This is a genomic window from Neobacillus sp. SAB-20_R2A (assembly GCF_049568635.1).
Classification (GTDB): Bacteria; Bacillota; Bacilli; order Bacillales; family Cytobacillaceae; genus Neobacillus; species Neobacillus citreus.
This window is the reverse complement of the sequence record NZ_CP145895.1, coordinates 1,298,066-1,322,660: the sequence shown is the minus strand read 5'-3', so window position 1 is coordinate 1,322,660 and position 24,595 is coordinate 1,298,066. Positions and strand designations below refer to the sequence as shown.

Here is a 24,595-nt window from a genome sequence, read left to right as displayed (position 1 = left end):
ATTCTGAAGAAGCCCGACAAAATGACACAAAGATGGACGCCATCTCAATTTAAAGATTTTCATAAACATGAACACGATGCTTGTGGAATAGTCGCTTGCCTTGAAAAAGCACAGACCCCAACAAGGAACAACATTTTTGCTTGTATAGATGCTCTAGTGACCATGAACCACCGCGCAGGCTTTATTAACGGTGAGGGAGATGGCGTTGGAATCCATACAGATATCCCAAGGGACCTTTGGAAGGTAAAGCTGCTTCAGGCAGACCTTGACCCGGCACTCACGGAAAAAGAGGGCTTTGCTGTAGGTCATGTTTTTATCAGCAGGAAAGCAAATTGGGCTGAGGTTAAGCAAGAATTAGCAGACAAACTAGTAAAATATGAATTGGACCTAATCTTTGAAACAACTGAAGTCACCAATCCATCAGCATTAGGTCCAATTGCCATTCAGGAAAACCCGATCTTCTGGCAATTTGCCATTTTATCAAACAAAAACGGCCAGGAATTAAACAAGGTCCTGTTCGAAGCATTGGTTGATTTTGAAAAAAATGAACTTGTTCACGTAGCGTCTTTCAGCCAAAACCATGTTGTTTACAAAGTAATGGGCGCAGGTGACATTCTGCCGCGCTATTACCAAGACTTAGCAAACCCACTTGTGGCTTCCACCATGACACTTGGCCACAACCGTTATTCTACAAACACTCTCTCCAGCTTTTTCCGGGTACAGCCTTTCAGCGTGCTTGGTCACAATGGTGAAATCAATACCATTTCCAAGCTTCGTGATGAGGCAAGAATGATTGGTGTACCACTTGTAAAAGACGGAAGTGATTCCCAGGATTTAAGCAGAACGATGGAAACATTAATCTGTCGTGATGGCTACTCCTTATTTGAAGTAATGGATTTATTATTCCCGCCGATTATTAATGAAATCAAAGCTTATCCAGAGCATTTACAAGATTTATATACTTATATGCGTGAAGCTTGGGGACATTTTGCCCAAGGGCCTGCCGGCATTATTTCCAGATATGGCGATGAGGCCGTGTTCAGTGTCGATGCACTGGGACTCCGCCCGCTGTGGATGCTTGAAACGGAAACTTCCTACCTATTCTCGTCTGAACCAGGAATCATTCCTTCAAGCGAATACGTGAACGATCCGAAGCCATTAGCACCTGGTGAAAAGGTTGGCTTTAAGTGGAAGGGAAACCAGCTTGAAGTTTTTGAACAAAGCCAATACCAAAATGTCGTTTATAACCGTTTTTCAAAACGGGTTAACCTCCAAGGAGCAAGACTGCGTCTGCAGCCGCCGGCACTTGGCAAAACCGTAACCATGAATTATCCAGATAAAATTCATAACGGGCAATACAAATCATTTGGCTGGGAACGCGAGCATATTCAATTAATCGAGCAAATGGCCGAAAAAGGGGTCGAGCCGATTCGTTCACTTGGCCACGACTCACCGCTTGCAGCCTTAAATCCAGAGCGTGTCAACATTGCCGATTATATTAAAGAAAGCGTAGCAGTTGTCACAAACCCAGCGATTGACCGCGACCGGGAAACAGAGCATTTCTCCACCCGTGTCATTATTGGCAAGCGCCCAACATTATTTGCAGCTGCCGAAAAAGCAGAGTCAGTCATTGAATTGACAACACCGCTGCTCTTAGAAGGAAAAGCTGGCTTCGCATGTGCAGAAAGCTTAGGACAGCCGACTTTTGATCAGCTTGTCCAGCATTTCCAAGAGCAAAAGCTGATCGCTTATATTTCAACTACCTTCCAAACGGATGAAACGGTTGATGCTGCCATTGAAAGACTTGCAAACGAAGCTGTTCAGGCTGTTCAGGCCGGTAAGTCGCTGCTTGTCCTTGACGATGCAAAAGCCCATCAAGAGAATTCTTATTGGCTTGACCCGCATCTCGTCACATCGGCGATTGATCAAGCTTTAGTGAAAGCAGAATTAAGAAGAGATTGTTCATTATTGCTTCGCTCTGCTGCGATTCGTTCGCTTCATGACATTATTACTGTTTTTGGCTTAGGTGCAGATTTAATCAGCCCATACTACATGTTCTTAACGGTTCAGAATGAATCAACAACGCCGTTAACGAACCTTTACAGTGCATTAACCAAAGGTATAGAAAAAGTCATTTCAACGATTGGTATCCATGAACTGCGCGGCTATGGACGCCTGTTCTCCAGTATCGGTCTGCACGAGTCGATTGCCAATGCATTAAACATTGTGAACTTCTTCGGCTCCGATGAAATTGAAAATAATTTTGAAGCAATGAAACAGGATGCTTTAAAAAGAGCAGAAGATTATCAGAATGATAAGGAAAGAGTCGGAAAAACGTTCAGCCTCTTCCCGCGGATTTGGAAAGCGATTGGCGAAGTGGCCTCCACTGGTGATTACAGCGCATATCGCGATAAAATCTCCGAGCAGGAAGCAGCAAATCCAGTTACAATCCGCCATTTAGTTCAATTAAAGCAAGGCCTAAATCAGGTATCGCCTAACGATGTTGATCTTCGTGTCGGTGATCATGATCTGCCGTTTTTGATTTCCTCCATGTCCTTCGGTTCGCAAAACGAAATTGCCTTCAGAGCTTATGCTGAAGGGGCTGACCGCTTGAACATGGTGAGCTTGAACGGTGAAGGCGGCGAAATCAAAGATATGCTCGGAAAATATCCAAGAACACGCGGCCAGCAGATTGCTTCCGGACGATTTGGGGTTAACGCCGAACTTTTAAACTCTTCTAATCTATTAGAAATCAAAATAGGTCAAGGTGCAAAGCCTGGTGAAGGCGGACACTTGCCTGGTTCTAAGGTGACGGCCAAGGTTGCGGCAGCACGTAATGCTACACTTGGTTCTGACTTAATTTCACCGTCCAATAACCATGATATTTATTCGATTGAAGACTTGGCACAAATGATTCAGGAGCTAAAAACAGCAAATGACCAGGCAAAGATTGCCGTTAAGGTGCCGGTCGTTCCAAACATCGGAACAATTGCAGTCGGTATCGCTAAAGCTGGCGCAGATATTATTACTCTAAGCGGTTTTGATGGCGGTACAGGGGCAGCCAGAATCCACGCCCTTCAGCACGTCGGCCTCCCTGTTGAAATCGGCGTAAAAGCGGCTCATAATGCATTACTTGAAAGCGGCCTGCGCCACAAGGTGGAATTATGGGCTGATGGCGGTATGAAGAGTGTAATGGACGTTATGAAAATCATGCTTCTTGGTGCCAACCGTGTTGGCTTTGGTACATTAGCAATGCTGTCGATCGGTTGTACGACCTGCCGCGGCTGTCATTTAGACACTTGCCACGTTGGTATTGCCACTCAGATTGAAACGGAAGCACAGGCAAAAGACCACGGTCTTCGCCGCTTCGTACCGCGTCAATTTGATTTAGCTGTACAAGGAATTATGAATCTATTCACTGCATTTGGTACTGAATTAAAAGCACTTGCAGCAAGCCTTGGAATCCGCAATCTACAAGATGCAGTCGGTCGTTCCGAACTATTAGAGCAAGTGAAAGGCCAAAATCAGTTGAACCTTTCTTACCTATTAAAGCCATTAGAAATCAGCCAGTTTGCTAAAATTGAAGCTTCTAAGTCTGTTTCCGAAGCGCAAATGCAAGTGGCAGCTGGCGCTGAGTATCTTGATGCAAGTGTGGATCAGCTTCACTCTTCAAGAGAATTCGTGAGCGTCACATCTGAACAGCGGGTATTGGGAAGCCGAGTTTCCTGCCACCGTGTCCGCGGCAGATTGGATGGCTCTTACAAGCAGCTTCCGCCTGTCCAGCTTAAGTACAAAGAAGGTTCCATCCCTGGTAACGGACTAGGCGCATACAACAGTGAAGGCATTGAAATCACCGTTAACGGCGGCGGTCAGGACGGCGTTGGTAAGACCTCCTTTGGCGGTAACATTCATGTTCTGAAATCAAAAGGCAAAAACGGCCAATACGTTAACGGTTCTGTTGGTAAAGGCTTCGGCTACGGTGCCCAAAAGGGTCTCCTTGTTGCCCAAGGCAATGCTGATGCCCGTGCCGGAATCCGCCTCTCTGGTGCCGATCTTATAATCGGCGGACAGCTGAAAAAGCCGCTGCCTGAAAAAGAAAACGGCAATATCGGTTCCAACGCTAATATCAAAGGATTTGCGTTTGAATATATGACAAACGGACGCGGACTTGTTCTTGGTGACCCAGGTCCATGGATTTGCGCAGGTATGACCGGCGGTGTCATCTATGTCCGCCAGCAGCCTGAACTCGGATTAACCAAGGAAGCTGTACAGAGACGCGTTGCAAAAGGCGCCAAAGTATCTGTCGTCAATTTAACCGAAAAAGGCAAACAGGACATTAATGAGCTCTTAGGCAAATATACAGCCCTGTTAGCCGAGAACGGCCAAACGGAAGAAGCCGAACAGCTTCAAAGCTTGCTGGCAAGCCCAGAGGAGCACTTCGTGCAAATTACTCCTGTCAAAGAGCAGGCTGATCCATCCGTATCTACAGAATAATAAATTTTCAAAAAAGCATTCGCGTATTATTGCGGATGCTTTTTTTTAAGCAACTTTTAAAAATAATGTCATATTATTTCTCTTGATTAAATAGTTTAATCCCTGTATAGTACTTAATTGTTTAGCCCTCGAGCAAACTATTAAGAAATTATGTATCTTTGAAAGGAATCTATTATCAAATGAAGTTAGGTGCCCGCATTTTAAAAACGGGAATTGCGATTGTCTTGTCTCTATACTTGGCATATTTGCTGCATTCACCCTCTCCTGTCTTTGCAGCCATTGCCGCGATTTTTGCCATCCAACCGACCATTTACCGCACTTATTTAACGATTATTGAACAAGTTCAAGGGAACATCATTGGCGCCATCCTTGCGGTCGTCTTTGTTCTTCTGTTAGGAAATCATACGATCGTCATTGGACTGGCAGCGATTATTGTTATCACTCTTAACCTTAAATTTAAATTGGAAAATACGATTGGGTTATCGCTCGTTACGCTTATTTCGATTATGGAGGCACCGGGAAGTGATTTTATCACCTTTGCCGCAATCCGCTTCTCCACGATCATGATTGGGGTATTTTCGGCCTTTATCGTCAACCTGGTGTTTATGCCGCCCAAATATGAAAATAAGCTTTATTTAAAAATTGGCAGCACAACCGAGGAAATCATCAGATGGATCCGCTTGAGCATACGCCACGATTACGACCATCAATTGCTGAAAACGGATATTGGCAAGCTAAAGGAAAACATCAAAAGCATTGAACAATTTTATACGATGTATAAAGAAGAACGAAGCTATTTTAAAAAGAACATTTTAGAAAAATCAAGAAAACTCGTGGTTTACCGGCAAATGACCATAGCCGCTAGAAAAGGTCTTGATACCTTAAAAAGAATTCATCGCTTTGAAAATGAACTATTGCTGCTGCCAGAACCATTTAAGGAAGCCATCCAGGAGCAGCTTGACAGCCTCATTTACCAGCATGAACAAATTATGCTGCAGTTCATTGGGAAAATTCCTATTACAACAGCTTCACCCATAGAAAAGGTCAGCACAGATAAAAAGCTGCTCTTTGACTTATTTCTAGTCCATCAAAAGGAGTTTGCAGCTGATGATGATAATCAGCATCTCTACCATACCATGCAAATTGTCGCCTCGATTATTGATTACAGCGAGCAGGTAGAGCATCTTGATGTGTTAATTACCAGCTTTCATTCTTTCCACCACAACGAAATATCCATTGAAGAAGAAAGCAACCAATAGAAAAACCGAAGCCATGACGCTTCGGTTTTTTTTAAATGGATGTTTGTTCATTTTTATTGTCCAGCTGCTGGACTTGAAATAGTTTATAATAATTCCCCTGCTTAGCCATTAACTCATCGTGCGTACCTGATTCCACAATCTGGCCATGTTCAATCAGAATAATTCTGTCTGCGTGAGTGATGGTCGATAATCGGTGGGCAACAATAAAGGTCGTCCGGTCCTTCGCCAGTTCCTCCAGCGCCTCTTGAATGTAGTGTTCACTTTCCAAATCGAGTGCTGAGGTTGCCTCGTCAAGAATTAAGATGGGCGGATTTTTCAAAAAGACACGGGCGATTGCGACCCGCTGCTTTTGGCCGCCGGACAGCTTGACGCCTCTTTCCCCCACCTTTGTATCATAGCCTTCCGCCAGATGTTGGATAAACTCGTGGGCATTGGCCGCTTTTGCCGCTGCAAACACTTCTTCTTCGGTAGATTCTGGCTTACCTAGTAAAATATTATCCTTAACCGACTCACTGAATAAAATATTGTCTTGGAACACGACGCCGATTTTATCCCGTAACGATTGAACCCTAAATTGGCGGATATCTACCCCATCAAGCGTAATCCGGCCGTTGGTGACATCGTAAAAGCGCGGTATCAAACTTACCAGCGTGGATTTCCCCCCGCCGCTCATCCCGACAAGCGCGATCGTTTCTCCCTTTTTCACTTGAAGGTTTATATTTTTTAATACCGACTCTTCGTTTTCGTTATAAGCGAAGGAAACATTTTCAAAGTTGATATTCCCCGTTACCTGCCCGCATTCCACCGCATCCGGGGCATCCACCACATCATATTTTTCATCCAAAAATTCAAAAACCCGGTCCATTGAGGCAAACGACTGGGTAATCGTCGTGGACGAGTTCACCAATCTTCTTAACGGATTATACAGCTTATCAATATAGGCGAAAAACGCCACCATTGTCCCTAAGGAAAGCTGATGGTGAATCACCAAATAAGCGGAGTAGCCAATCACAATTAACGGAGCAATATCGGTAATCGTATTGACTGCCGAAAATGATTTCGCATTCCAGCTCGTGTGTTGGAGTGCTTTTTCCAAAAAGTTCTTATTCTGCTTATCAAATTGGGTTTGTTCATATTCCTCAATCGCAAAGCTCTTAATTACCGGCATGCCCTGCACACGCTCGTGGAGATAGCTCTGCACCTCAGCAAGGGCTTGTGACCGTCTTCTCGTGAGATTGCGCAGATTCCCGAAAAAGTACCTAATCGAAAACGCATAAAGCGGGAACAACAAAATAGACACAAGCGTCAGCTTTACATTCATGGAAAACATCAGAACAATTGCAATAATGATCGTGGCAATATCGAGCCAAAGGTTCATTAAACCGGTCATTACAAAGGTTTTTGTTTGCTCAACATCATTGATGACCCGCGAAATGATTTCTCCTGCCCGGGTATTGGCATAATATTTAAAGCTTAATTTTTGAATATGTTTATACATTTTATTGCGGATATCATATAAGACCTTGTTTGATGTCCATTGCGCATAATACTGGCGATAATACTCAATCGGCGGCCTCAGGATCACAAAAACGAGCAGCATGACGCCCATGATGAGCATTAATTTATGAACTTTTCCATCGGTGGATAAGGCATGATTGCCAATGATATCATCGATCACATACTGAATTAAAATGGGAATGATGAGAGGAATGGAAAATTTAATAATACCGATGAAAATCGTGGCGATGATTTGCCAGCGGTATGGTTTGACAAATTGAAGGTATCTGCGGATGCTCTCCAAACCAGTTTCCCCCTTCCTGTTAAAATGAAGACATATAAAAACCTGTTGATGCTCATCAACAGGCGTTTGTTTCCTACACACCAATTAACGTCTGTATGTTAAATAACGTTCATACCAAATATCAATAAAATCTGGTGCGAATGGGCCGCTACGCTGCCTGATCCATTGAATCAGCTTGTCTACATTCCGTTTTAGTATTTGGTCAATGACATTCGGATAGTTCATTTCCCGACGGTGACGTTCATATTCATCCTCGTCAAGAAGATTAAAAGTCATGTCAGGATATACCTTAATATCAAGATCATAATCAATATATTTTATCGCCTCCCCATCAAAGATGAAGGGTGAGCTTATATTGCAGTAATAATAAATCCCGTCTTCCCGAATCATGCCAATGACGTTAAACCAATATTGGGAATGAAAATAACAAATGGCCGGTTCCCGAGTAATCCACGTTCTGCCATCCGACTCCGTGACAAGTGTCCGATCATTTGCGCCAATCACTAAATTCTGCGACCCTTTTAAAATTGTTGTTTCTTCCCAGACGCGATGGATGTGCCCATTGTGTTTATAGCTATGTATTTGTACTGGTTCACCTTCGATGGGTACGCCCATTTTCTCCCCTACCTTCATTTCCGAACCTTTGCTAACCTGACCTGCTATTCAAATAAACCGACAAAAGGCAACAAAGTAAATTCCTTTTTCTATTATTATAACGGTTGAAGCCAGAATTTAAAACAAAAGAACCATATTTCTATGGTTCTTTGTAAAATTTGCGGATTATTTTTTCCTTTAAATGGTTTGTGTTAAATTCATTTCCCGGTAGGAATTGATCACTTCTTCGGTCTGTTTTTCAAACATCGCCTGAATTTCTTTTAATTCCTTTTTCATTTGTTGAATATCGGCTTGGATACTTTCTAAATCAGTTTCGTTCTGCAAAGCCTGTAATTCCGCTTCGATCTGCTGGCAACGCTCAAGTTCTGCTTGAAGAAAAAGCAACTTTTCCATTGTTGCCATTTGCTCGGAAACTAATCGATTAAAATGATCCATTTCCCTCACCGCCTTATAATTGTCCTTACTAATAATTCTTTGTGGCAGATATTTTTTCCTTTGACTACTTATGTAAAGAAAAGGGAGGTTTTGTCGAATTTCCGCACCAAAAATGAAGGCACTCTGCCGAATGAGAGTGCCTTCACGTAAGTATTTTTATTAGCTTTGGCCAAATTGACCAGATGTGCCTTGGTTTTTACGAGCTTCTGATTGTTGGTTTTGCTGTCTTACTTCCTGTGCATTTGTTTCAGAAGCAAATTCTGTTCCGAATTGGCCAGCTGCACCTGCACCAGCAGACTGAGCGTTTTGTTGTCTTACTTCCTGGATGTTAGTTCCAGCAGAAGTTTTGTTTGGTTGTTGATTGAAGTTAGCCATTTGTTATCACCTCCACGAATTTTAATTTACCCAGCCTCGTGGAGATTATCCTTAAATTTTTGAAAAATAAATTTAAACCAGAAGCGAAATGCCTCCATCAACGATAATTGTCTGTCCGCGAATCATGTTGGAGTCGTTTGAAAGCAGGAACATAATGCAATTTACCATATCATCCACTTCGACCATTTTTCCTGCAGGCGTTTTTTGTCTTGCCTCTTCTAGGAGTTCTTCGCGATTTGGAAAAGATTTAAGGGCATCCGTATCAACAGCCCCTCCCGAAACGGCATTCACAATAATATTTTTCGGTGCAAGTTCCACTGCTAAATATCTAGTGAGTGCTTCTAGCGCCGCTTTTGATACCCCAACGGCTGTATAATTTTCCAAATAGCGAATTGATCCTAATGAGCTGATGCTGACAATTTTTCCGCCACCGTTTCTTTCCATCAGTTTTGCCGCTTCCTGTGCGCAAAATAACAGGGCTTTACTGTTGATGTTTAGTGTCCAATCCCAGTGTGATTCCTCCAGCTCCATCGCCGGACGCTGAACACCGGATGCGGCGTTGTTTACAAATATATCTAAGCGGCCAAATTCCTCGTCAATTTGCTTGAACATTTCTTTTATTTTACTGACATCGCCGACATTGGCTTTGATAATGAACGCTTTCCTGCCTAATGCTTCCACCTGCTCCGCAGTTTCTAAGGCGCCCTTTTTGCTGCGCGCATAATTGATTACAATATCATATCCTGCCTCCGCTAATCGGATGGCGGCTGCTCTTCCAATTCCACGGCTGCTGCCTGTTACTAATGCTACTTTTTGTGTCATCTTTCTGTCTCCTATCTTTTATTCAATTGGTTTCATTTTAGCTTTTCCATGAATAGATGACAATTAATATACAAAACTAAGGCAAGAAACCCTTTTGAAAGGATGTAGTCAAATGTATGTAGGACGAGATATGACCGAACTCTCGATGATGGCAAAAAATGATTGGAAGGATAGCGAACTTGCCTTTTTTCATCATGCCTTGCAGCAGATTACTCCCTATTTGAACAGTGAGGGACAATCTATTCACAGGCAGATTATTGAAGAAATTGAAAACCGAGGTGGCTTCGACAGAACTGAGGCAAATTACACACAGGGCACCAAGCCCACATACGATTAACTGATTTATGCTCAAAAAAGGGCCTAGCCCCAGAGCTGCATGACTGTATTAGGGTTTAGCAGCTTTGGGGTCAGGCCTATTGGGATATTCGAGATAGATTTTGAACATTTTTTGATAAGGGACTGGGAAGGCGTAGTCCTTTATTTCATCTAAGGTGACGAGTTTCCAATCGCTTCCTTCCGGTATGTTGGATTGTAATTCTCCGTTATAAATTTTGATATTCCAGACAAGATGAGAAAAAACATGTTCAAGTTGCCCGATGATTTTTTCTAGCTTTAAATGGATTTTAAGTTCTTGCTCGAAAAGCTCGGAAATCTTTTCACGCTCATGGTGTAGCGGGTGCTGAATTTCGACGTTCGGGAATTCCCATAAATTAGCAAGCAATCCATCCGATGGCCGTTTATGAATTAGGACTTTTCCTTCTTCATCTGTAAGCAATACGGCGGCAAGCTGCACATCGCGGGTTTTATTCTTTTTCGTTTTGGTTGGCAGTTCCGCTTGAACCCCTTCCTCAAACGCTTGGCAGTGTTCGCGGACTGGACAAAGCAAACAGGATGGGGAAGTCGGCGTACAAACTAGCGCCCCAAGCTCCATTAAGGCTTGATTAAAGGCTGAAGGATCCTCATGCGAAATCAATTCCCGGACAGCGTGTTCAAAAACTTTCCGTGAAGAAGGTTTCGCGATATCCTCCCATATATTTAAAATCCTCGAAAACACCCTCATCACATTGCCATCTACGGCAGGTTCCGGAATGCCGTAGGCAATACTTAAGATGGCGCCTGCCGTATATGGGCCAACCCCTTTAAGCGTAGATATTTCTTCAGGGGTGTTCGGCACTTCGCCATTATATTTTTCTTTCACTTCTCGAACGGCGGATTGCAAATTCCGGACCCGCGAATAATAGCCGAGTCCCTCCCAAGCTTTAAGGACCTTGTCCTCATCAGCTTCCGCCAAGTCATCTATGGTCGGAAACCAATCGATAAAACGGTTAAAATACGGGATTACCGTATCCACTCGTGTCTGCTGCAGCATGATTTCGGAAACCCAAATCTTATAGGGGTCACGGTCCTTCCGCCAAGGCAAGTCACGCTGCTCTTCCTTAAACCAGGTAATTAAATCATGTTGAAAATCATTTATATTGATTTTTTCGATATTTTTTAACTCAGTCGTCATAAACTTACTCCTTTTTGCTTGTAAACAACTCTAAAAAGGGGGAATATAATATTAACAATTCTTTTTTAACAATATGCCAAATTGGGCGTTTTGACAAGATAATTTGAAGGGGGATTTTTTACCTTTGGATACTGGAACTCATGTTGTAATGGGCATCGCGCTCGGGGGGCTGGCCACGCTTGATCCGGCCGTATCCGCCAGCCATGCCACTGCTGCCAGTGTTTTAATTGGAACGATTGCCGGTTCACAAATACCGGATATTGATACGGTTTTAAAGCTTAGAAATAACGCCATTTATATACGAAATCATCGGGGAATTACCCACTCTGTTCCTGCCGTCCTGTTATGGCCGCTTCTCATTACTGGGGTGATTTATTTCTTTTTCCCGAATGCCAACCTGCTGCACCTCTGGGCGTGGACGTTTGCTGCGGTTTTTATTCATGTCTTTGTTGATATTTTTAACGCCTACGGAACACAGGCACTAAGGCCTTTTTCGGCTAAATGGGTTGCACTTGGTGTCATTAATACGTTCGATCCGTTTATTTTTACCATGCATATTATTGGGATCATCGCTTGGGTACTTGGAGCAACTCCTGGATATACTTTTTTAATCATGTATGTAATTATTATCGGTTACTATCTCAGAAGGTACCAGGCTAAAAAACGTGTTCTTGTCGAAGTTAGGGCTTTAATTCCTGATGCGACTGAGGTCATCATTGCGCCTACGATGAAGTTCCATCAATGGCGGATTGCGGCCATGAATGAAAATATCTTTTTTGTGGCAAGGTCGATTGACGGGAAGGTTGAAATTCTCGACCGTTTTAGACGAATTCCTGTGCCAAAAACACCTGTCATTGAAGCAGCCAAAAAGGATCATAACATATCAGCGTTCCTTTCCTTCTCTCCGGTTTATCGTTGGGAGGTAGACGAATATGACAACTATTACGAGGTGCGCTTCATTGACCTCCGCTATCGGAGTAACGGCCATTATCCGTTCGTCGCTGTTGTCCAGCTTGACTGCGACTTAAAGCCAATCAGCTCCTACACCGGCTGGGTTTTCAGCGAGAAAAAACTGCGAAAAAAATTGGGGATTATTCCAGGATAACATAGAAAAAGCGGGGGATATTTTAATCACCCGCTTTTTTTAATGCAATATATTTTTTGCATGAGCTAAATATATTTCATATTTAGGATTGGTTGTCGTGAAATCATGCAGTTTGTCTCCATAATTTTCAATCCACTGTTTGACAACTCTCTCTGTCATTTCGCTGCCCATATACTCTTGGCCGGCCCTGGCGAATGTCGTTTCAAAATCGTCCCATAAAAGCTCGACCCATGTCCGGGCTTCGTTATAAGAAAGATGGTCATTTTTGTTTAATAATAGCTTGGTCAGTTTTTCATGATAGTCGTTCATCTATCCACCCCATTGGCAATTTCTTATCACATAAGCAAAAGAATTAAGTAAATAATAATAGTGCGTGGTCAGCATCAGGCTGTCCTATGCTTTTCATGTTTTCTCATTCCCTTTAACTGGAGGTACAGCATGAGAAATAAACAGCGCAGCTTTCCAAATCAAAATAACAACAAGCTCGAAGGAGAGCCACGGGCGAAAGCCGAATATGCTTCTAAAAGAGCAGACGGCACCATTAACACGCATCCGCAGGAGCGTATGAGAGCCTCTGGCGAGCGTGATGATGAATCGCCTCAAGTTTGGCAGTAAGTTTTAAAAACAAGCCAGAGACCTTGGGTTCTCTGGTTTGTTTTATATTATTTCAGCCATTTTAATAAAGAAATCGGCAGTGCCTCTTGGGTTCCGTCCCCTTTCGTACGATAGCCCCAGGCAAAAACGCCGTTCATATAATCAATTTTGAAATACTCTCCAGGTGCACCCTCAATTTCGTAAATTTCACCAGACTTAAAGGTACTAGGGTCCATTATGTACGCCTTAGCCATAAGCACCTTTCTTTCCAATACAGCAAATTCACTGACCATTCCCATTTGTTCCGCTTTGCGGGCTTTCTCTTGAAGCTTGGATATTTCCTGTCTTAATTCCTGCTCGGTCATGTCACTATACCGTTTCTCCTGCTGCATCAATAATTCCTCCCCGTTCCTCTTTATTTTAGTATAGTGATTTTTGTAAAATTAATAAAGGCAAAACTACGGAAGGATATGACGATATGAAAACAATTATTATTACCGGGGCTGGATCGGGATTAGGAAAAGAATTAGCGCTGCTTTTCTCCCAGAAAGGGTATCATGTGGTGCTGGCCGGCCGGACTGCTGAAAAATTATCTTCTGTGAGGAATGAACTTGCGGATGGCGGCGGGAATGCCGATGTTATGGTCATGGATATTAGGAATCGTGAGGATGTTTTTTCAAAGGTAAAAGAATTGTCTGGCAGGTATGATGTGTACGGCTTGGTGAATAATGCCGGGGTTGGCCATTTTGGGCCTTTCGTGGAAATGGATGATGCTCAGATTGTGGAGATGTTAGATACCAATGTGTTGGGAACTATTCTTATGACGAAAGCGGTTCTGCCTATTTTGCTTGGAAGCGGCGAGGGCCGGATTATGAATATAATCTCCACTGCCGGCCTGCGCGGAAAAGTAAACGAAGCCGTTTATTGCGCTAGCAAATTCGCGGTGCGCGGGTTTACGGAAAGCCTGCAGAAGGAATTTGAAGGGCGAGGCATTAAAATAAACGCTGTCTATATGGGCGGCATGGACACACCATTTTGGACGGACAGCGACCATGTGAAAGACCCGTCGCGTTTGCGATCGGCCCGGGAAGTGGCGGAGATCATTATCGAGCAGATGGAGCAGGATACGATTGTTATTGAGAGCAATAAAGGATGAGGGGTATTATTTAGTGCTGTAGACTCCATGAAGGACATTTTTGAGGGGTATCTGGGGCAGCCTGGTCTTCATGGGCTTGATGAAGGACATTTTGACCCGGACCCCCTTGTATTTTGTCCCGCATCAGCTTAATGAAGGACATTTTGTGGCAGCTCCTAATGTGTCATTTTCTTCCAAATGGATAGCATATTGTCTTTTACAGCTCAGACAAGTACTTTTCAATCAACTCCATGGAAAAACCTTTCCGATAAAGTGCCTGTTTCATTTTTTGCTCGAATTCAAAACCGCTATATTGCGAGTATTTCCGAACGGCCTTTTCCCCTTGATAACGGATCGCTTCAAGCTCGCTACCACCACCGCCATCAACGTCAGCAGCAGCATCAGCTCTCATCGTACCACAATCCTCAAGCGCAATCTGAATAACCTCAAACGAATACCCCTTACGAAGCAGCATTTGTTCCAGCTTTTGTTTTTGAATCCGCAGCGAATCCTTAGATCCCTTTTTGAAAAACTTCCCGCAAAGCTTCACGGCCTTTTCGATTTGCTGTTCCCGCGGAAATTCGTTTAGCGCCTCAACCAAAATTACCTCGATAATCCCCTTTTGCTTCAGTTCCTGCTTGACCACATCAGGGCCTTTATCCGTGGTATTTGCCTGTGTCCGCACATAGGCGAAGGCAAATTCCCTGTCATTTATGTATTTCTGAGCTGTCAGCTTATGAATCACTTCATTTACAACTGGCTCTTCCATTTCTTTTTCAATAAGATAGTCTCGGACTTCTTTCTCCGACCTTATTCGCCTTGCCAGGTAATGAACTGCTAAATTGTAGGCTTTTCGGATGTCGTCTTGATATTGAATTTCCAAAAGAGAAAATTCATCCACTTCCATCCCTTTTTTTAAGCCAAATTTGATCAGAACATCACTGTCAACACTAAAGGCAAACTGTTCACCTTTGCCGTAATCCATAAAAATATTAAAACGGTCTGTATTCTTTTGCTGTGTGGTGATTTTTGTAATTATAGCCATCACGTTCACCCCCACTCTAATTTACCATATTGGTCAAAAAATATAATAAAATAAAGGTAATAAGGAGGGCGGAAAAATGAAAATAGCGATTGCAGGCGGAACTGGCTTTGTTGGCAAAGCACTTGTACATGAATTAATCAAAAACGGGCACCAGGTCATTGTTTTAACGCGAAACTCAAATCAGGATGGCCCCAGTGTTCAATATGTCGAATGGCTGCAAGCAGACTCAAACCCTGCCTCGTCCCTGGCAGGAACAGATATCATCATCAACCTAGCTGGCGAATCCATAAACAGCGGCCGATGGACCGATCAAAGAAAGCAAACCATTTTGAACAGCCGGCTCGAAGCCGTCCAGGAGCTTCTAAAAATCATGAACGAATTAAACCCAAAGCCAAAAGCATTTATCAACGCCAGTGCGGTCGGGTATTATGGAACCTCATTCGATAAGACTTTTTCAGAAGAAAACGAAGGCAGCAGCGATGACTTCCTATCACGTACAGTCATGGAATGGGAAAAGAAAGCCGCAAAAGCATCAGAAATCGGGATTCGAACTGTTTTCTGCAGATTTGGCATTGTCCTTGATCAAGCAGAAGGTGCCCTGCCAAAAATCGCACTCCCTTATAAATCGTTTATCGGCGGGCCCATCGGGACAGGAAAGCAGTGGATGTCTTGGATTCATATTGACGACGTTGTTAAGGCCATACTCTTTATCATCGAAAATGAGACGATTCAAGGTCCGGTCAACTTTACAGCCCCAAATCCTGTCACCATGAATGAATTCGGCCAAGTGCTAAGTAAAGTCCTCAAACGGCCGAACTGGCTTCCGGTACCTAGTATCGCCCTAAAAACCCTCTTAGGGGAAATGAGCACACTGGTTGTCGATGGGCAGAGAGTACTGCCAAATAAACTTTTGGAATCCGGCTACACCTTCCAATATCCAGATTTAAAACCTGCGCTGAAAAATATATTTTCCTAAAGACAGTATCTTTCCTCATCGATAAGGCAAAAATGGTGAAGTGTACATTATGTACCATTTTTACCTAATTCAAATAGTTGAAAGGAATGAGCATGATGTCAGAAAATAAGAAGCGCAATAAGGATCGGGAAAGAACTAATTTAACAAGTATGCAGGAGGTCGCGTACGGCCATGAGTTTAAAATGGCGGACCGGGCCGGCGGCTACACGAAACGTAAAAGATAACAACTAAAAACTTTATATAATTTTTCCATTAATGGACCCCTTGCCATTTGCAAATGCTAGTAAAGGGAGCAGGCCTTTTGCTCCACTAGCGATAAAATGAAAGGGGTTTTTTTAATGGGCCGTTCACATGGACATAAGAGTCGTGACAAAAACAAAGCCTCACTTCCTCAAGTACCGAAAAATATGAAATCAGATGGACAGGACGTAGAATTCTCCAAGGAAATGGCTGATGGAGCTGATTTAGAAGCAATGGCGCGCGCAAATGCGGCAAACCAGCGCGTCAGAAATCGCAAATAATAAATGAAAACTCGCCGATTGGCTAGTCCAAGAGGACGGTTCATGAGGCGTAGTTGAATTTATACTTTTAGCTAAAAAAAGAAGAAGCAGGATTCCTGCTTCTTTAATGTATTTAAAGGGGGAGTTAACGATTATTAATTGATGCTGCCTTATTGCGTTTTTACCTCATTTACATGAGCTTTTTTGAAATAGCCTTTGATAAAAGGAACTGCATATCGGTCAAGACCGAAGTAGTAAGCTCCTGCACCTGCGAATAACAGAATCATCGCGGCTGTATAAAGAATTGGGTTCGTGCTTGTCGTACCTGCCAGCATAAAGTTCAAGTTCATAAATGCACCGGCAATCAAGGCTGGGATTGTCGCTAAACCAACGATTAAACCAAGACCGACTAACATTTCTCCCCAAGGTATTAATGTATTAAAAATTCCCACGTTAGGCATAGCGAATTGCTGTAAGAAATCTGCATACCATGCTTGAACCGCAGGGTGTTCGCCAGTTGCTGCCGCCATTGCTCCTTTTAGGAACCCTGTAGCATCGAAACCACCAGTTAACTTATGATAACCTGCTTCTATCCATTGTAATCCAAGCCAAACACGTAATACTGTCCAAACAACTGCTGCGTAAGGAGTTTTGTACCATCTCATCATAATCATCTCCATAGTTTTTTTGTGAAGTATTTCACAAATTTAACTTTAAGTTATTCCCTTATGAAAGGGATTAATCAGCTAGCTGTGGCTTGTAAGGAAGTCTTTGTGAATTGCTTCACTATCTTCTTTACACTTTTAATATACTCTCCTGCTATTGAAAAAACAACGGCTTTCACAGTTTCTTAACATATTAATGTTAGATATATGAAGAGATTGTGAACGCAATACAGCACGTTCCCCCTCCTCTTTTGTGGACAATGTTAATAATGTGGACAACACTAGCTCACCCCTTATAAAACCTGATTTTTACAATCAGCCTTTCTGTTAATAACTAACGGTGGATAACCGCTTTCAAAATTGTGGATAATGTGCATAACATTGTGGACTACCTATAAATACAGGACTTTAGATGTGGAAAAAACACTGGATAAATGAATGTCCATTCATAACAAAAGGAGCATCACATAATAGATGCCCCTCAATTCAACCCTATAATGCCTTCGCTTCCTCAATACCCCTCACGAGGAATTCTCCCTTACCCAGAATCGAAAAATATTGAACCGATGGTTGCCTTTGCGCAAGCTGCTCGATCTCCTTTTTGGAACCCTTTAGGACAAAGATTCCCTCAGAGATTTCATCCATCAGGGTAATAGCGGGACTGCCATATTTTTGGACCAGACCCTGGACCAGCCAGTACTCCCTCTGGTGTTCACTTTTCAACTCAATGTCCTCCCCTGAGGTTTTCAAATAATTAGATTTCGTCACGTGGCTTTGACATACGTGGACCAAATCCTCGATTATCGCACTAGCCGTTGGGTACATGCCTGCGCCCGGTCCTTGAAGGGTGATTTCGCCAACGATATCAGATTTTACATTTACCGCATTCTCTACTCCCTCAACATGGTAAAAAGGGTGCTCAGAGCCGACCAGAACCGGCTTCACCGATGCCTGGATGCGGGTACCTGACTTCCAGATGCTCGCAATATGTTTAAACCTTAACCCTAAGTTTTGCGCTGCTTCAATCAATTCACTCGTAATAGACGTAATCCCTACCCGTTCAACATCACGCCAGTCAGGCTCTTCTCCAAATGCCAGCCTGCTTAAGATCATCGTTTTATAAAAAGCATCATAGCCTTCCACGTCATTGGTCGGATCCGCTTCGGCATAGCCATTTTCCTGCGCCCGCAACAAGCTTTCGGCAAATGACTGCCGCTTTTCCCGCATTTCGGTCAAGATGAAATTGGACGTTCCATTGAGGATTCCCAGGATCCGCTGGACACGATTAATTTTTAAAAGCTGACCGAGCGTTTGAATGACCGGAATCCCCCCGGCCACTGTCGCCTCAAAACCAACCGACACCTGATGCTGTTCTGCCAACTCGATAAGCTCATTCCCGTGGTGGGCAAACATCTCCTTATTCGCTGTAATGATGTGGCAGCCCCGTTGAATTGCTTTTTTCAAGTAGGAAAAAGTCGGGTCTTTATCCACGATGCATTCAATCACGACATCAAGCTTCGGCAATTGGAGAATTTCTTCGAAGTCCGTTGTCAGCAGAACATTCCCGCTAATATCCCGCGGCTTTTGCTTATTTCTAACAAGGACGGCAGCAACCTCTACTTCCTTCCCTAATTCTGCCGCCAGCTCATTGCTATGTGATTGAATGGTCCGATAAACCCCTTCACCTACCGTACCGAACCCGAGAATTGCCACCTTAATTACAGACATGTCTGCCACCCCTTTATTTTTTTGAAAAATAAAAACCCTCTTCATAAGAAGAGGGCTCTATTCCTCCTCTTATCTATCAGGCTACAAATAACCTGCAGGAATTAGCACCTTTTCAAGGAATACCTTGAAGGTTGCCGGGCTTCATCGGGCCTAGTCCCTCCGCCACTCTGGATAAGAGTATTTATTTGATTTTTCATTAAATTTCCAAAGATATATAAAAAGTATATTATCTGAATTTTCAAGAGTTGTCAATATTAAAGTGGCAAAAGGGCGACCGTTTCTTTTGCTGCTAATTTCTCAACCATGTCCAGCCATTCCTGTGGTTTATTGGAAAGCACAGAATAATAGGTGGTAAGAAATTCTTTGACAAGTGATCCCGGAATTTCGGCGATTTCTTCCTTAATCGGCATGAAGCATAGATCCAGCCCAGACACCGCTTCCCCGTTGTTTTCCCAGGATGGGTGCAAGTAGGCAAGGTCAAGGCGCTGATAGCCTAAATGTGACAGAACCTCGCGGCGCACGTACGGGTCCATGACCTTCACGCCGCCAAACTCGTGGTGCTCTACGCGGTATGGGTCATAGATTTCGGCAAACATACCGAACAGCTCCTTGCCGTTTTGGGCAGCAAGCTGTTTTAAGTCCTTCAGACGATTTTCAGCTAAAAATCGGCCAAGCGAGAGGCCTGGTTTGCTGATGATCGTGAAGTCGGTCATTGCAATGTTCCAGTCCGGATAATAGCGGTACTCAGTGGCACCGACGACCTGGTCCTGATCGACGGCAACGAATACGCGGATACTTGGGTCTTCTAACGGTTCTTTCCACAATTCATAATCCAGAACCTCTTCCGGTGGAAAAATCTGTCCCATTAAATCGTGAAGCTTTTTAAAATTTGGGTCTTCAATATTGGTAATGCGTTTAAATTCCATTGGTTCTGATTCCCCTTATAAATTATTTAAATGGGTTCTTCCATTCCATTAATGCCGCATTGTTAAGGGATTCTTTATCCTCTAAATAGTTTCTGGCGACACCGATTGGCACACGTCCGCAGCGAAGGAGAAAGCTGATGACAGGATCCTTCAGCTCGCCCTTGATGACTACGTCGAGATACTCTTCCGGCGTCATTTTTTCAGCCACTTTATGATAGCCCGGCATCCGCCCGCCGCCAAGAAGACGGTCATACCCTTTTTCAATGACCACATGATACATGGCATGCATCATTAATTTTCCGAGTCCCAGCTTTCGGTACTTCGGGCGGACGCTGATATCGACAATGTAGAGGGTGTTTCCGTTCGGATTATGGTTGCGGATATAGCCGTGGTCGGTCACTTCTTCCCATGTATGGCTGTGATTAGACGGGTCCAACTCAACACAAACTCCGGTCAGGGAGCCCGCCAATTCCCCATTAATTTCAACGCATAATGCCCCTTCCGGAAACAGTGTCACATGATTCGTTAATTGTTCTTCATTCCACCAAAGCTCGGATGGAAAAGGAGGCGGGAAGCATTGGGACTGGATTTCGATGAGCTGATCAAAGTCCTCCATTGTGTAATTACGTATACAAACCAGCAGCGGCCGGTCCTGATCATAAACGTAAAATTCACTGCGATACATGAAAAGGCCTCCCTCGTTTTAATTCCAATCTGTATATAAATCAGTGCGGCGGTCGCGCCAGGTGGTCACAGACCCGCGCTCGCGAACTTCGTATAGCAGTTCCAGGTCAAGATCGGCGGTTACGACCATGTCGTTGTTGATTTCCCCTTCTACTAAAAGCCCTTTTGGCGGGAACGGAATGTCGTTTGGAGTGATAATGACGGCCTGGCCAAAGTTTGCCCGCATGAAATCAACCGTCGGCAGCGCGCCAACCGTTCCGGTTAATACTACATATACCTGATTTTCAATCGCTCGGGCATGGCTCGTGTAACGGACGCGATGGAAGCCGTGACGATCGTCCGTGCAGGATGGACAGAAAATAACATCGGCGCCCTTCGCCTTTGCCATCCGGACGATTTCCGGGAATTCAATATCATAGCAGGTTAACAGTGCAATTTTTCCTTTTTCTGTTTCAAAAATTTGAAACGAGTCCCCTGCTGCCATATTCCATTCGTTAACCTCGGTTGGCGTGATATGCAGTTTAGCCTGCTCGCCGACGCGGCCGTCCGGGTAAAATAAATGAGCAGTATTGTAAAGCTTGCCATCCTTTTCAAGGACATGGGTCCCCGCGATGATGTGCATGTTGGTTTCTTTTGCAAATTTGATAAATAGATCACGGTATTGGTTGGTAAAGCTAGGCAGGTCATTGATGGTCAGGCTTTGTCCCTGGCCATTTCCAATGGAAAGTAGTTGCGTAGTAAAGAATTCAGGAAAAAGGACAAATTCAGCCCCGAATTCTTCGGCGGTTTTTATATAATGCTCACATTGAGCGGCAAATTCCGCAAATGAGTTGATTGTGTGAAGATGGTACTGAACAACAGATACTCTAAGTTTCATTTTTCGCCTCCAGGTAAGTTATTGGAAGATAGATTCCATATTGAATTATCTTATAATCTAGCACTTTATACAAATGAAATGCATTCCAAATATGAAAGTAGATAAAAAGCCAGCAGGGGCGCTGGCTTTACTGTAGATATCCTACTAATTTCTTTCCCAAAAGGTAATTTAGTTACCTATTAAACAGCTTACTGCTCTAGTTTTCCCTCAGCAAGTTTAATTTGCTCTCTTACCTGCTCTGGTGAGGTACCGCCAAAGCTATTTCGGACCGCCACCACATGCTCTGGCGCCAAAACAACGTAAATATCCTCTTCAAATAGCGTACTGAACTGCTGATATTCGTCCAGTGTTAAATCCAATAGGAATTTGCCGGATTGAATCGAGTAAAGAACAATTTTTCCAATCACTTCATGAGCCTCGCGGAATGGCAATCCTTTGCGGACGAGGTAATCGGCAATGTCAGTAGCATTAGAGAAGTCATTATTGATGGCTTTTCGCATGACATCCTTGCGAACAGTCATTGTTTCAATCATCGGTGCCAAAAGCTTCAATGAGCCTTCTAGGGTTGCCACCGTATCAAACATGCCTTCCTTGTCTTCCTGGAGGTCCTTGTTATAAGCGAGCGGCAGTCCTTTCAACACAGTCAGCAAGCCAATCAAATTGCCATACGTGCGGCCTGTTTTTCCGCGCAGCAGCTCCGGTACGTCAGGATTCTTTTTCTGCGGCATGATGCTTGATCCTGTACAGAACGAATCATCGAGCTCAACAAACTGAAATTCCTGGCTTGACCAAATAACCAATTCCTCGGAAAGACGAGAAATATGTGTCATGATAATCGAGCCAATCGACAGGAATTCAAGGATAAAGTCGCGGTCGCTGACGGCATCCATGCTATTAGGATAAATGGTTTCAAAGCCCAATTGCTCAGCAACAATCCCACGGTTAATCGGGAAAGTTGTTCCTGCCAATGCACCGGAACCAAGCGGAAGCCAGTTCACGCGTTTCAGCGAATCCAACAGTCTCTCCTTATCGCGTTCAAACATCCAAAAATACGCCATTAAATGGTGGGCGAATGAAACAGGCTGCGCGCGCTGCAAATGGGTGTAGCCCGGAATCAGCGTTTCGACATGCTCCTTCGCTTGTCCGATAATCGCCTGCTGAACCTCTTCCACCAACGTGATCAGTTCAGTTGTCTTTGTTCTTAAATAAAGATGCATATCCGTCGCCACTTGGTCGTTCCGGCTGCGGCCTGTGTGGAGTTTACCGCCAACCGGTCCAATCTCTTCGATTAGCTGTCTTTCAATATTCATATGAATGTCTTCATCTTCAACTAAAAATTCGACCTCGCCGCGGTCTACTTTTTCCTTAATCAATAGAAGGCCATTTTTAATTTTTTCTGCATCCTCCACTGGAATGATGCCACATTCACCAAGCATCTGCACATGGGCAAGGCTGCCTGCAATATCTTCCTTGGCCAGTTTTTGGTCAAAGGAAATCGAAGCTGTAAACTCTTCTACTAGTTTGTTAGTTTCCTTCGTAAAACGTCCGCCCCATAGCTTAGACATCACTTGCTCCTCCTAAATGTAAGAAGATTGCCCCCGAAACAGATTCGAGGGCACTCCGAATTTATTTTTCAATCCCAAATTATTGCTTTACTACCGATTCTTCTTTTTTATTAACCTCAGAATATACCTTTGTTGGCAGACCCCAAAGCTTAATAAAGCCAACTGCTGCATTATGATCAAAAGCATCGCCTTTTGTATAAGTAGCAAGCTCTTCATTGTAAAGGCTGTGAACGGATTTACGGCCGACAACCATATGGTTACCCTTATGGAGCTTCACGCGAATGGTTCCAGACACAACCTTTTGAGTTTCGTCAATAAACGCATCAAGAGCCGCTTTCAATGGTGAGTACCAAAGACCTTCGTAAATGATTTTCGCCATTTGCTGGTCTACCTGTGTTTTAAATTGAGTTACTTCACGTGGTAATGTCAAGAACTCCAATTCTTTGTGAGCATTAATTAAAATAAGTGCTGCTGGGTTTTCGTATACTTCACGGGATTTAATCCCTACTAATCTATTTTCAATGTGGTCGATACGGCCGACACCATGCTTGCCGCCAAGGGCATTTAACGTTTCAATTAATTGAACAAGCGGTAAAGTTTCACCATTAAGGGCTACAGGAACACCTTGTTCAAATTCGATTTCAATGTATTCAGCCTGATCTGGAGCTAATTCAATTGGGTTAGTCCAATCGTATGCTGCTTCAGGTGCTTCTGCCCAAGGATTCTCGAGAACTCCTGCTTCGCAGGCACGGCCCCAAATGTTGGCATCAATCGAGAATGGATTGTCTAAATCAACTGGAATCGGAATCCCATGCTCCTGTGCATAAGCGATTTCTTCGTCACGGGTCATCCCCCACTCACGAACTGGTGCAACCACCTTTAAACTTGGGTTTAAGGCTTGCACGGAAACTTCAAAGCGGACTTGGTCGTTTCCTTTACCAGTACAACCATGGGCAACTGCTGCTGCTCCTTCCTGCTCCGCTACATCAACCAATAATTTTGAAATTAATGGTCTTGATAGCGCAGAGGATAGTGGATACTTGCCTTCATATAAGCAGTTAGCTTTTAATGCAGGGATAATATAATCTTTTGCTAGCATTTCTTTAGCATCTACCATAATGGCTTTAATAGCGCCAACATTTAATGCCTTATTTTTAATAGCTTCCAAGTCTTTTCCTTCGCCGACATCAAGTCCTAGCGCGATGACATCATAGCCATATTTTTCTTGGATCCATTTAACCGAAACTGATGTATCTAAACCGCCTGAATAGGCTAATACGATTTTTTCCTTTGCCATTTTAAACGCTCCTTACATTACCATGTATTTAAATTCATTCAACGGTATTATTATACAACAAATTTCAAAAAAAGAAAGTCTTTTTCTTAAAGAAAACTTGCCGATTGGCAAGCCCCTAAGGGCGAAGAAAGAGGCTTAGTTGCACTTATGCGTTAGGAAAGAATAAATTTTGGAAAAATTTATTCTT

At 43.5% G+C, this 24,595-nt stretch carries 25 protein-coding genes and 1 riboswitch; of the genes, 9 read left to right on the top strand and 16 right to left on the bottom strand.

Annotated elements, in window-relative coordinates:
• Positions 1–21 precede the first annotated feature (21 nt).
• Entirely contained in the window at positions 22–4,494 is a 4,473-nt protein-coding gene (locus V5M37_RS06540; protein WP_423801306.1) for a glutamate synthase-related protein, read from the top strand.
• Between the two features lie 179 nt (positions 4,495–4,673).
• On the top strand, positions 4,674–5,753 hold the full coding sequence (locus V5M37_RS06535; protein ID WP_423802582.1) for an FUSC family protein: 1,080 nt from the start codon (positions 4,674–4,676) through the stop codon (positions 5,751–5,753).
• 31 nt (positions 5,754–5,784) lie between these two features.
• On the opposite strand, the gene V5M37_RS06530 is transcribed toward V5M37_RS06535, so the two are convergent.
• From V5M37_RS06530 to fabL, 5 genes are all read right to left on the bottom strand, one after another.
• Positions 5,785–7,554, bottom strand: a complete 1,770-nt coding sequence (locus tag V5M37_RS06530; protein WP_423801305.1) for an ABC transporter ATP-binding protein — start codon at positions 7,552–7,554, stop codon at positions 5,785–5,787.
• 84 nt (positions 7,555–7,638) lie between these two features.
• A complete protein-coding gene (gene ntdP, locus V5M37_RS06525; RefSeq protein WP_423802581.1) occupies positions 7,639–8,169 on the bottom strand; it encodes a nucleoside tri-diphosphate phosphatase in 531 nt (176 codons plus the stop codon).
• 177 nt (positions 8,170–8,346) lie between these two features.
• The gene (locus V5M37_RS06520) at positions 8,347–8,604 is read right to left on the bottom strand and encodes a YgaB family protein (RefSeq protein ID WP_213118025.1); all 258 of its coding nucleotides are present in this window, start codon (positions 8,602–8,604) and stop codon (positions 8,347–8,349) included.
• A 159-nt stretch (positions 8,605–8,763) separates the two neighbouring features.
• A complete protein-coding gene (locus tag V5M37_RS06515; RefSeq protein WP_423801304.1) occupies positions 8,764–8,979 on the bottom strand; it encodes a gamma-type small acid-soluble spore protein in 216 nt (71 codons plus the stop codon).
• Between the two features lie 72 nt (positions 8,980–9,051).
• A complete protein-coding gene (fabL, locus tag V5M37_RS06510) occupies positions 9,052–9,801 on the bottom strand; it encodes an enoyl-[acyl-carrier-protein] reductase FabL (protein ID WP_213146701.1) in 750 nt (249 codons plus the stop codon).
• Between the two features lie 112 nt (positions 9,802–9,913).
• Between fabL and V5M37_RS06505 the strand changes: the two genes are divergently transcribed.
• On the top strand, positions 9,914–10,138 hold the full coding sequence (locus tag V5M37_RS06505; RefSeq protein ID WP_423801303.1) for a hypothetical protein: 225 nt from the start codon (positions 9,914–9,916) through the stop codon (positions 10,136–10,138).
• A 48-nt stretch (positions 10,139–10,186) separates the two neighbouring features.
• Here V5M37_RS06505 and mutY read toward each other — a convergent pair whose 3' ends face one another.
• Positions 10,187–11,311 (bottom strand): A/G-specific adenine glycosylase, encoded by a 1,125-nt coding sequence (gene mutY / locus V5M37_RS06500; RefSeq protein ID WP_423801302.1) that lies wholly within the window; start codon positions 11,309–11,311, stop codon positions 10,187–10,189.
• Between the two features lie 124 nt (positions 11,312–11,435).
• Between mutY and V5M37_RS06495 the strand changes: the two genes are divergently transcribed.
• Complete coding sequence (locus V5M37_RS06495) at positions 11,436–12,416, top strand: metal-dependent hydrolase (RefSeq protein WP_423801301.1); 981 nt, start codon at positions 11,436–11,438, stop codon at positions 12,414–12,416.
• Positions 12,417–12,455: 39 nt separating this feature from the next.
• Here the strand turns inward: V5M37_RS06495 and V5M37_RS06490 are convergent, their stop codons facing one another.
• Positions 12,456–12,725, bottom strand: coding sequence for a YfhJ family protein (locus tag V5M37_RS06490; RefSeq protein ID WP_213146697.1), 270 nt, complete (start codon positions 12,723–12,725; stop codon positions 12,456–12,458).
• Between the two features lie 129 nt (positions 12,726–12,854).
• On the opposite strand from V5M37_RS06490, the gene V5M37_RS06485 reads away from it, so the two are divergent.
• Positions 12,855–13,031 carry a small, acid-soluble spore protein K gene (locus V5M37_RS06485; protein WP_423801300.1) on the top strand — a complete coding sequence of 59 codons (177 nt, stop codon included), beginning with the start codon at positions 12,855–12,857 and terminating at the stop codon, positions 13,029–13,031.
• Between the two features lie 47 nt (positions 13,032–13,078).
• Here the strand turns inward: V5M37_RS06485 and V5M37_RS06480 are convergent, their stop codons facing one another.
• On the bottom strand, positions 13,079–13,402 hold the full coding sequence (locus V5M37_RS06480; RefSeq protein WP_423801299.1) for a YfhH family protein: 324 nt from the start codon (positions 13,400–13,402) through the stop codon (positions 13,079–13,081).
• A gap of 86 nt (positions 13,403–13,488) precedes the next feature.
• Here V5M37_RS06480 and V5M37_RS06475 point away from each other — a divergent pair, with 86 nt between their 5' ends.
• Positions 13,489–14,166: an SDR family NAD(P)-dependent oxidoreductase gene (locus V5M37_RS06475; protein WP_423801298.1), complete on the top strand. Its 678-nt coding sequence runs from the start codon at positions 13,489–13,491 to the stop codon at positions 14,164–14,166.
• A 196-nt stretch (positions 14,167–14,362) separates the two neighbouring features.
• On the opposite strand, the gene recX is transcribed toward V5M37_RS06475, so the two are convergent.
• Positions 14,363–15,190 carry a recombination regulator RecX gene (recX, locus tag V5M37_RS06470; protein WP_423801297.1) on the bottom strand — a complete coding sequence of 276 codons (828 nt, stop codon included), beginning with the start codon at positions 15,188–15,190 and terminating at the stop codon, positions 14,363–14,365.
• A 76-nt stretch (positions 15,191–15,266) separates the two neighbouring features.
• Here recX and V5M37_RS06465 point away from each other — a divergent pair, with 76 nt between their 5' ends.
• The 3 genes from V5M37_RS06465 to V5M37_RS06455 all read left to right on the top strand — a co-directional run bounded on the left by V5M37_RS06465 (position 15,267) and on the right by V5M37_RS06455 (position 16,687).
• A complete protein-coding gene (locus V5M37_RS06465; protein WP_423801296.1) occupies positions 15,267–16,166 on the top strand; it encodes a TIGR01777 family oxidoreductase in 900 nt (299 codons plus the stop codon).
• 95 nt (positions 16,167–16,261) lie between these two features.
• A complete protein-coding gene (locus tag V5M37_RS06460; protein ID WP_213118037.1) occupies positions 16,262–16,390 on the top strand; it encodes a YfhE family protein in 129 nt (42 codons plus the stop codon).
• 114 nt (positions 16,391–16,504) lie between these two features.
• Entirely contained in the window at positions 16,505–16,687 is a 183-nt protein-coding gene (locus tag V5M37_RS06455) for a YfhD family protein (protein WP_213118038.1), read from the top strand.
• Positions 16,688–16,836: 149 nt separating this feature from the next.
• Here V5M37_RS06455 and V5M37_RS06450 read toward each other — a convergent pair whose 3' ends face one another.
• The 7 genes from V5M37_RS06450 to V5M37_RS06420 form a co-directional block, all read right to left on the bottom strand.
• Entirely contained in the window at positions 16,837–17,331 is a 495-nt protein-coding gene (locus tag V5M37_RS06450; protein WP_213146778.1) for a DoxX family protein, read from the bottom strand.
• A 492-nt stretch (positions 17,332–17,823) separates the two neighbouring features.
• Positions 17,824–19,059, bottom strand: coding sequence for a homoserine dehydrogenase (locus V5M37_RS06445; RefSeq protein ID WP_423801295.1), 1,236 nt, complete (start codon positions 19,057–19,059; stop codon positions 17,824–17,826).
• A gap of 66 nt (positions 19,060–19,125) precedes the next feature.
• Positions 19,126–19,237, bottom strand: a riboswitch (SAM riboswitch).
• Between the two features lie 76 nt (positions 19,238–19,313).
• The gene (locus V5M37_RS06440; protein ID WP_423801294.1) at positions 19,314–19,985 is read right to left on the bottom strand and encodes a GNAT family N-acetyltransferase; all 672 of its coding nucleotides are present in this window, start codon (positions 19,983–19,985) and stop codon (positions 19,314–19,316) included.
• A gap of 22 nt (positions 19,986–20,007) precedes the next feature.
• Positions 20,008–20,670, bottom strand: a complete 663-nt coding sequence (locus V5M37_RS06435; RefSeq protein WP_423801293.1) for a GNAT family N-acetyltransferase — start codon at positions 20,668–20,670, stop codon at positions 20,008–20,010.
• An 18-nt stretch (positions 20,671–20,688) separates the two neighbouring features.
• A complete protein-coding gene (locus tag V5M37_RS06430; RefSeq protein WP_423801292.1) occupies positions 20,689–21,546 on the bottom strand; it encodes a carbon-nitrogen hydrolase family protein in 858 nt (285 codons plus the stop codon).
• A gap of 188 nt (positions 21,547–21,734) precedes the next feature.
• The gene (gene argH / locus V5M37_RS06425) at positions 21,735–23,111 is read right to left on the bottom strand and encodes an argininosuccinate lyase (RefSeq protein WP_213146687.1); all 1,377 of its coding nucleotides are present in this window, start codon (positions 23,109–23,111) and stop codon (positions 21,735–21,737) included.
• Positions 23,112–23,190: 79 nt separating this feature from the next.
• Complete coding sequence (locus V5M37_RS06420) at positions 23,191–24,408, bottom strand: argininosuccinate synthase (protein ID WP_423801291.1); 1,218 nt, start codon at positions 24,406–24,408, stop codon at positions 23,191–23,193.
• Positions 24,409–24,595 lie beyond the last annotated feature (187 nt).

Bases quoted from the DNA above. Each gene is read 5' to 3' on its own strand.
- V5M37_RS06445 (WP_423801295.1), bottom strand. From the start codon at position 19,059: ATGTCTGTAATTAAGGTGGCAATTCTCGGGTTCGGTACGGTAGGTGAA.
- recX (WP_423801297.1), bottom strand. From the start codon at position 15,190: ATGGCTATAATTACAAAAATCACCACACAGCAAAAGAATACAGACCGT.
- V5M37_RS06515 (WP_423801304.1), bottom strand. From the start codon at position 8,979: ATGGCTAACTTCAATCAACAACCAAACAAAACTTCTGCTGGAACTAAC.
- mutY (WP_423801302.1), bottom strand. From the start codon at position 11,311: ATGACGACTGAGTTAAAAAATATCGAAAAAATCAATATAAATGATTTT.
- V5M37_RS06465 (WP_423801296.1), top strand. From the start codon at position 15,267: ATGAAAATAGCGATTGCAGGCGGAACTGGCTTTGTTGGCAAAGCACTT.
- V5M37_RS06475 (WP_423801298.1), top strand. From the start codon at position 13,489: ATGAAAACAATTATTATTACCGGGGCTGGATCGGGATTAGGAAAAGAA.
- fabL (WP_213146701.1), bottom strand. From the start codon at position 9,801: ATGACACAAAAAGTAGCATTAGTAACAGGCAGCAGCCGTGGAATTGGA.
- V5M37_RS06420 (WP_423801291.1), bottom strand. From the start codon at position 24,408: ATGGCAAAGGAAAAAATCGTATTAGCCTATTCAGGCGGTTTAGATACA.
- ntdP (WP_423802581.1), bottom strand. From the start codon at position 8,169: ATGGGCGTACCCATCGAAGGTGAACCAGTACAAATACATAGCTATAAA.
- V5M37_RS06505 (WP_423801303.1), top strand. From the start codon at position 9,914: ATGTATGTAGGACGAGATATGACCGAACTCTCGATGATGGCAAAAAAT.
- V5M37_RS06430 (WP_423801292.1), bottom strand. From the start codon at position 21,546: ATGAAACTTAGAGTATCTGTTGTTCAGTACCATCTTCACACAATCAAC.
- argH (WP_213146687.1), bottom strand. From the start codon at position 23,111: ATGTCTAAGCTATGGGGCGGACGTTTTACGAAGGAAACTAACAAACTA.
- V5M37_RS06435 (WP_423801293.1), bottom strand. From the start codon at position 20,670: ATGTATCGCAGTGAATTTTACGTTTATGATCAGGACCGGCCGCTGCTG.
- V5M37_RS06450 (WP_213146778.1), bottom strand. From the start codon at position 17,331: ATGAGATGGTACAAAACTCCTTACGCAGCAGTTGTTTGGACAGTATTA.
- V5M37_RS06485 (WP_423801300.1), top strand. From the start codon at position 12,855: ATGAGAAATAAACAGCGCAGCTTTCCAAATCAAAATAACAACAAGCTC.
- V5M37_RS06490 (WP_213146697.1), bottom strand. From the start codon at position 12,725: ATGAACGACTATCATGAAAAACTGACCAAGCTATTATTAAACAAAAAT.
- V5M37_RS06460 (WP_213118037.1), top strand. From the start codon at position 16,262: ATGTCAGAAAATAAGAAGCGCAATAAGGATCGGGAAAGAACTAATTTA.
- V5M37_RS06535 (WP_423802582.1), top strand. From the start codon at position 4,674: ATGAAGTTAGGTGCCCGCATTTTAAAAACGGGAATTGCGATTGTCTTG.
- V5M37_RS06540 (WP_423801306.1), top strand. From the start codon at position 22: ATGACACAAAGATGGACGCCATCTCAATTTAAAGATTTTCATAAACAT.
- V5M37_RS06455 (WP_213118038.1), top strand. From the start codon at position 16,505: ATGGGCCGTTCACATGGACATAAGAGTCGTGACAAAAACAAAGCCTCA.
- V5M37_RS06480 (WP_423801299.1), bottom strand. From the start codon at position 13,402: ATGCAGCAGGAGAAACGGTATAGTGACATGACCGAGCAGGAATTAAGA.
- V5M37_RS06440 (WP_423801294.1), bottom strand. From the start codon at position 19,985: ATGGAATTTAAACGCATTACCAATATTGAAGACCCAAATTTTAAAAAG.
- V5M37_RS06520 (WP_213118025.1), bottom strand. From the start codon at position 8,604: ATGGATCATTTTAATCGATTAGTTTCCGAGCAAATGGCAACAATGGAA.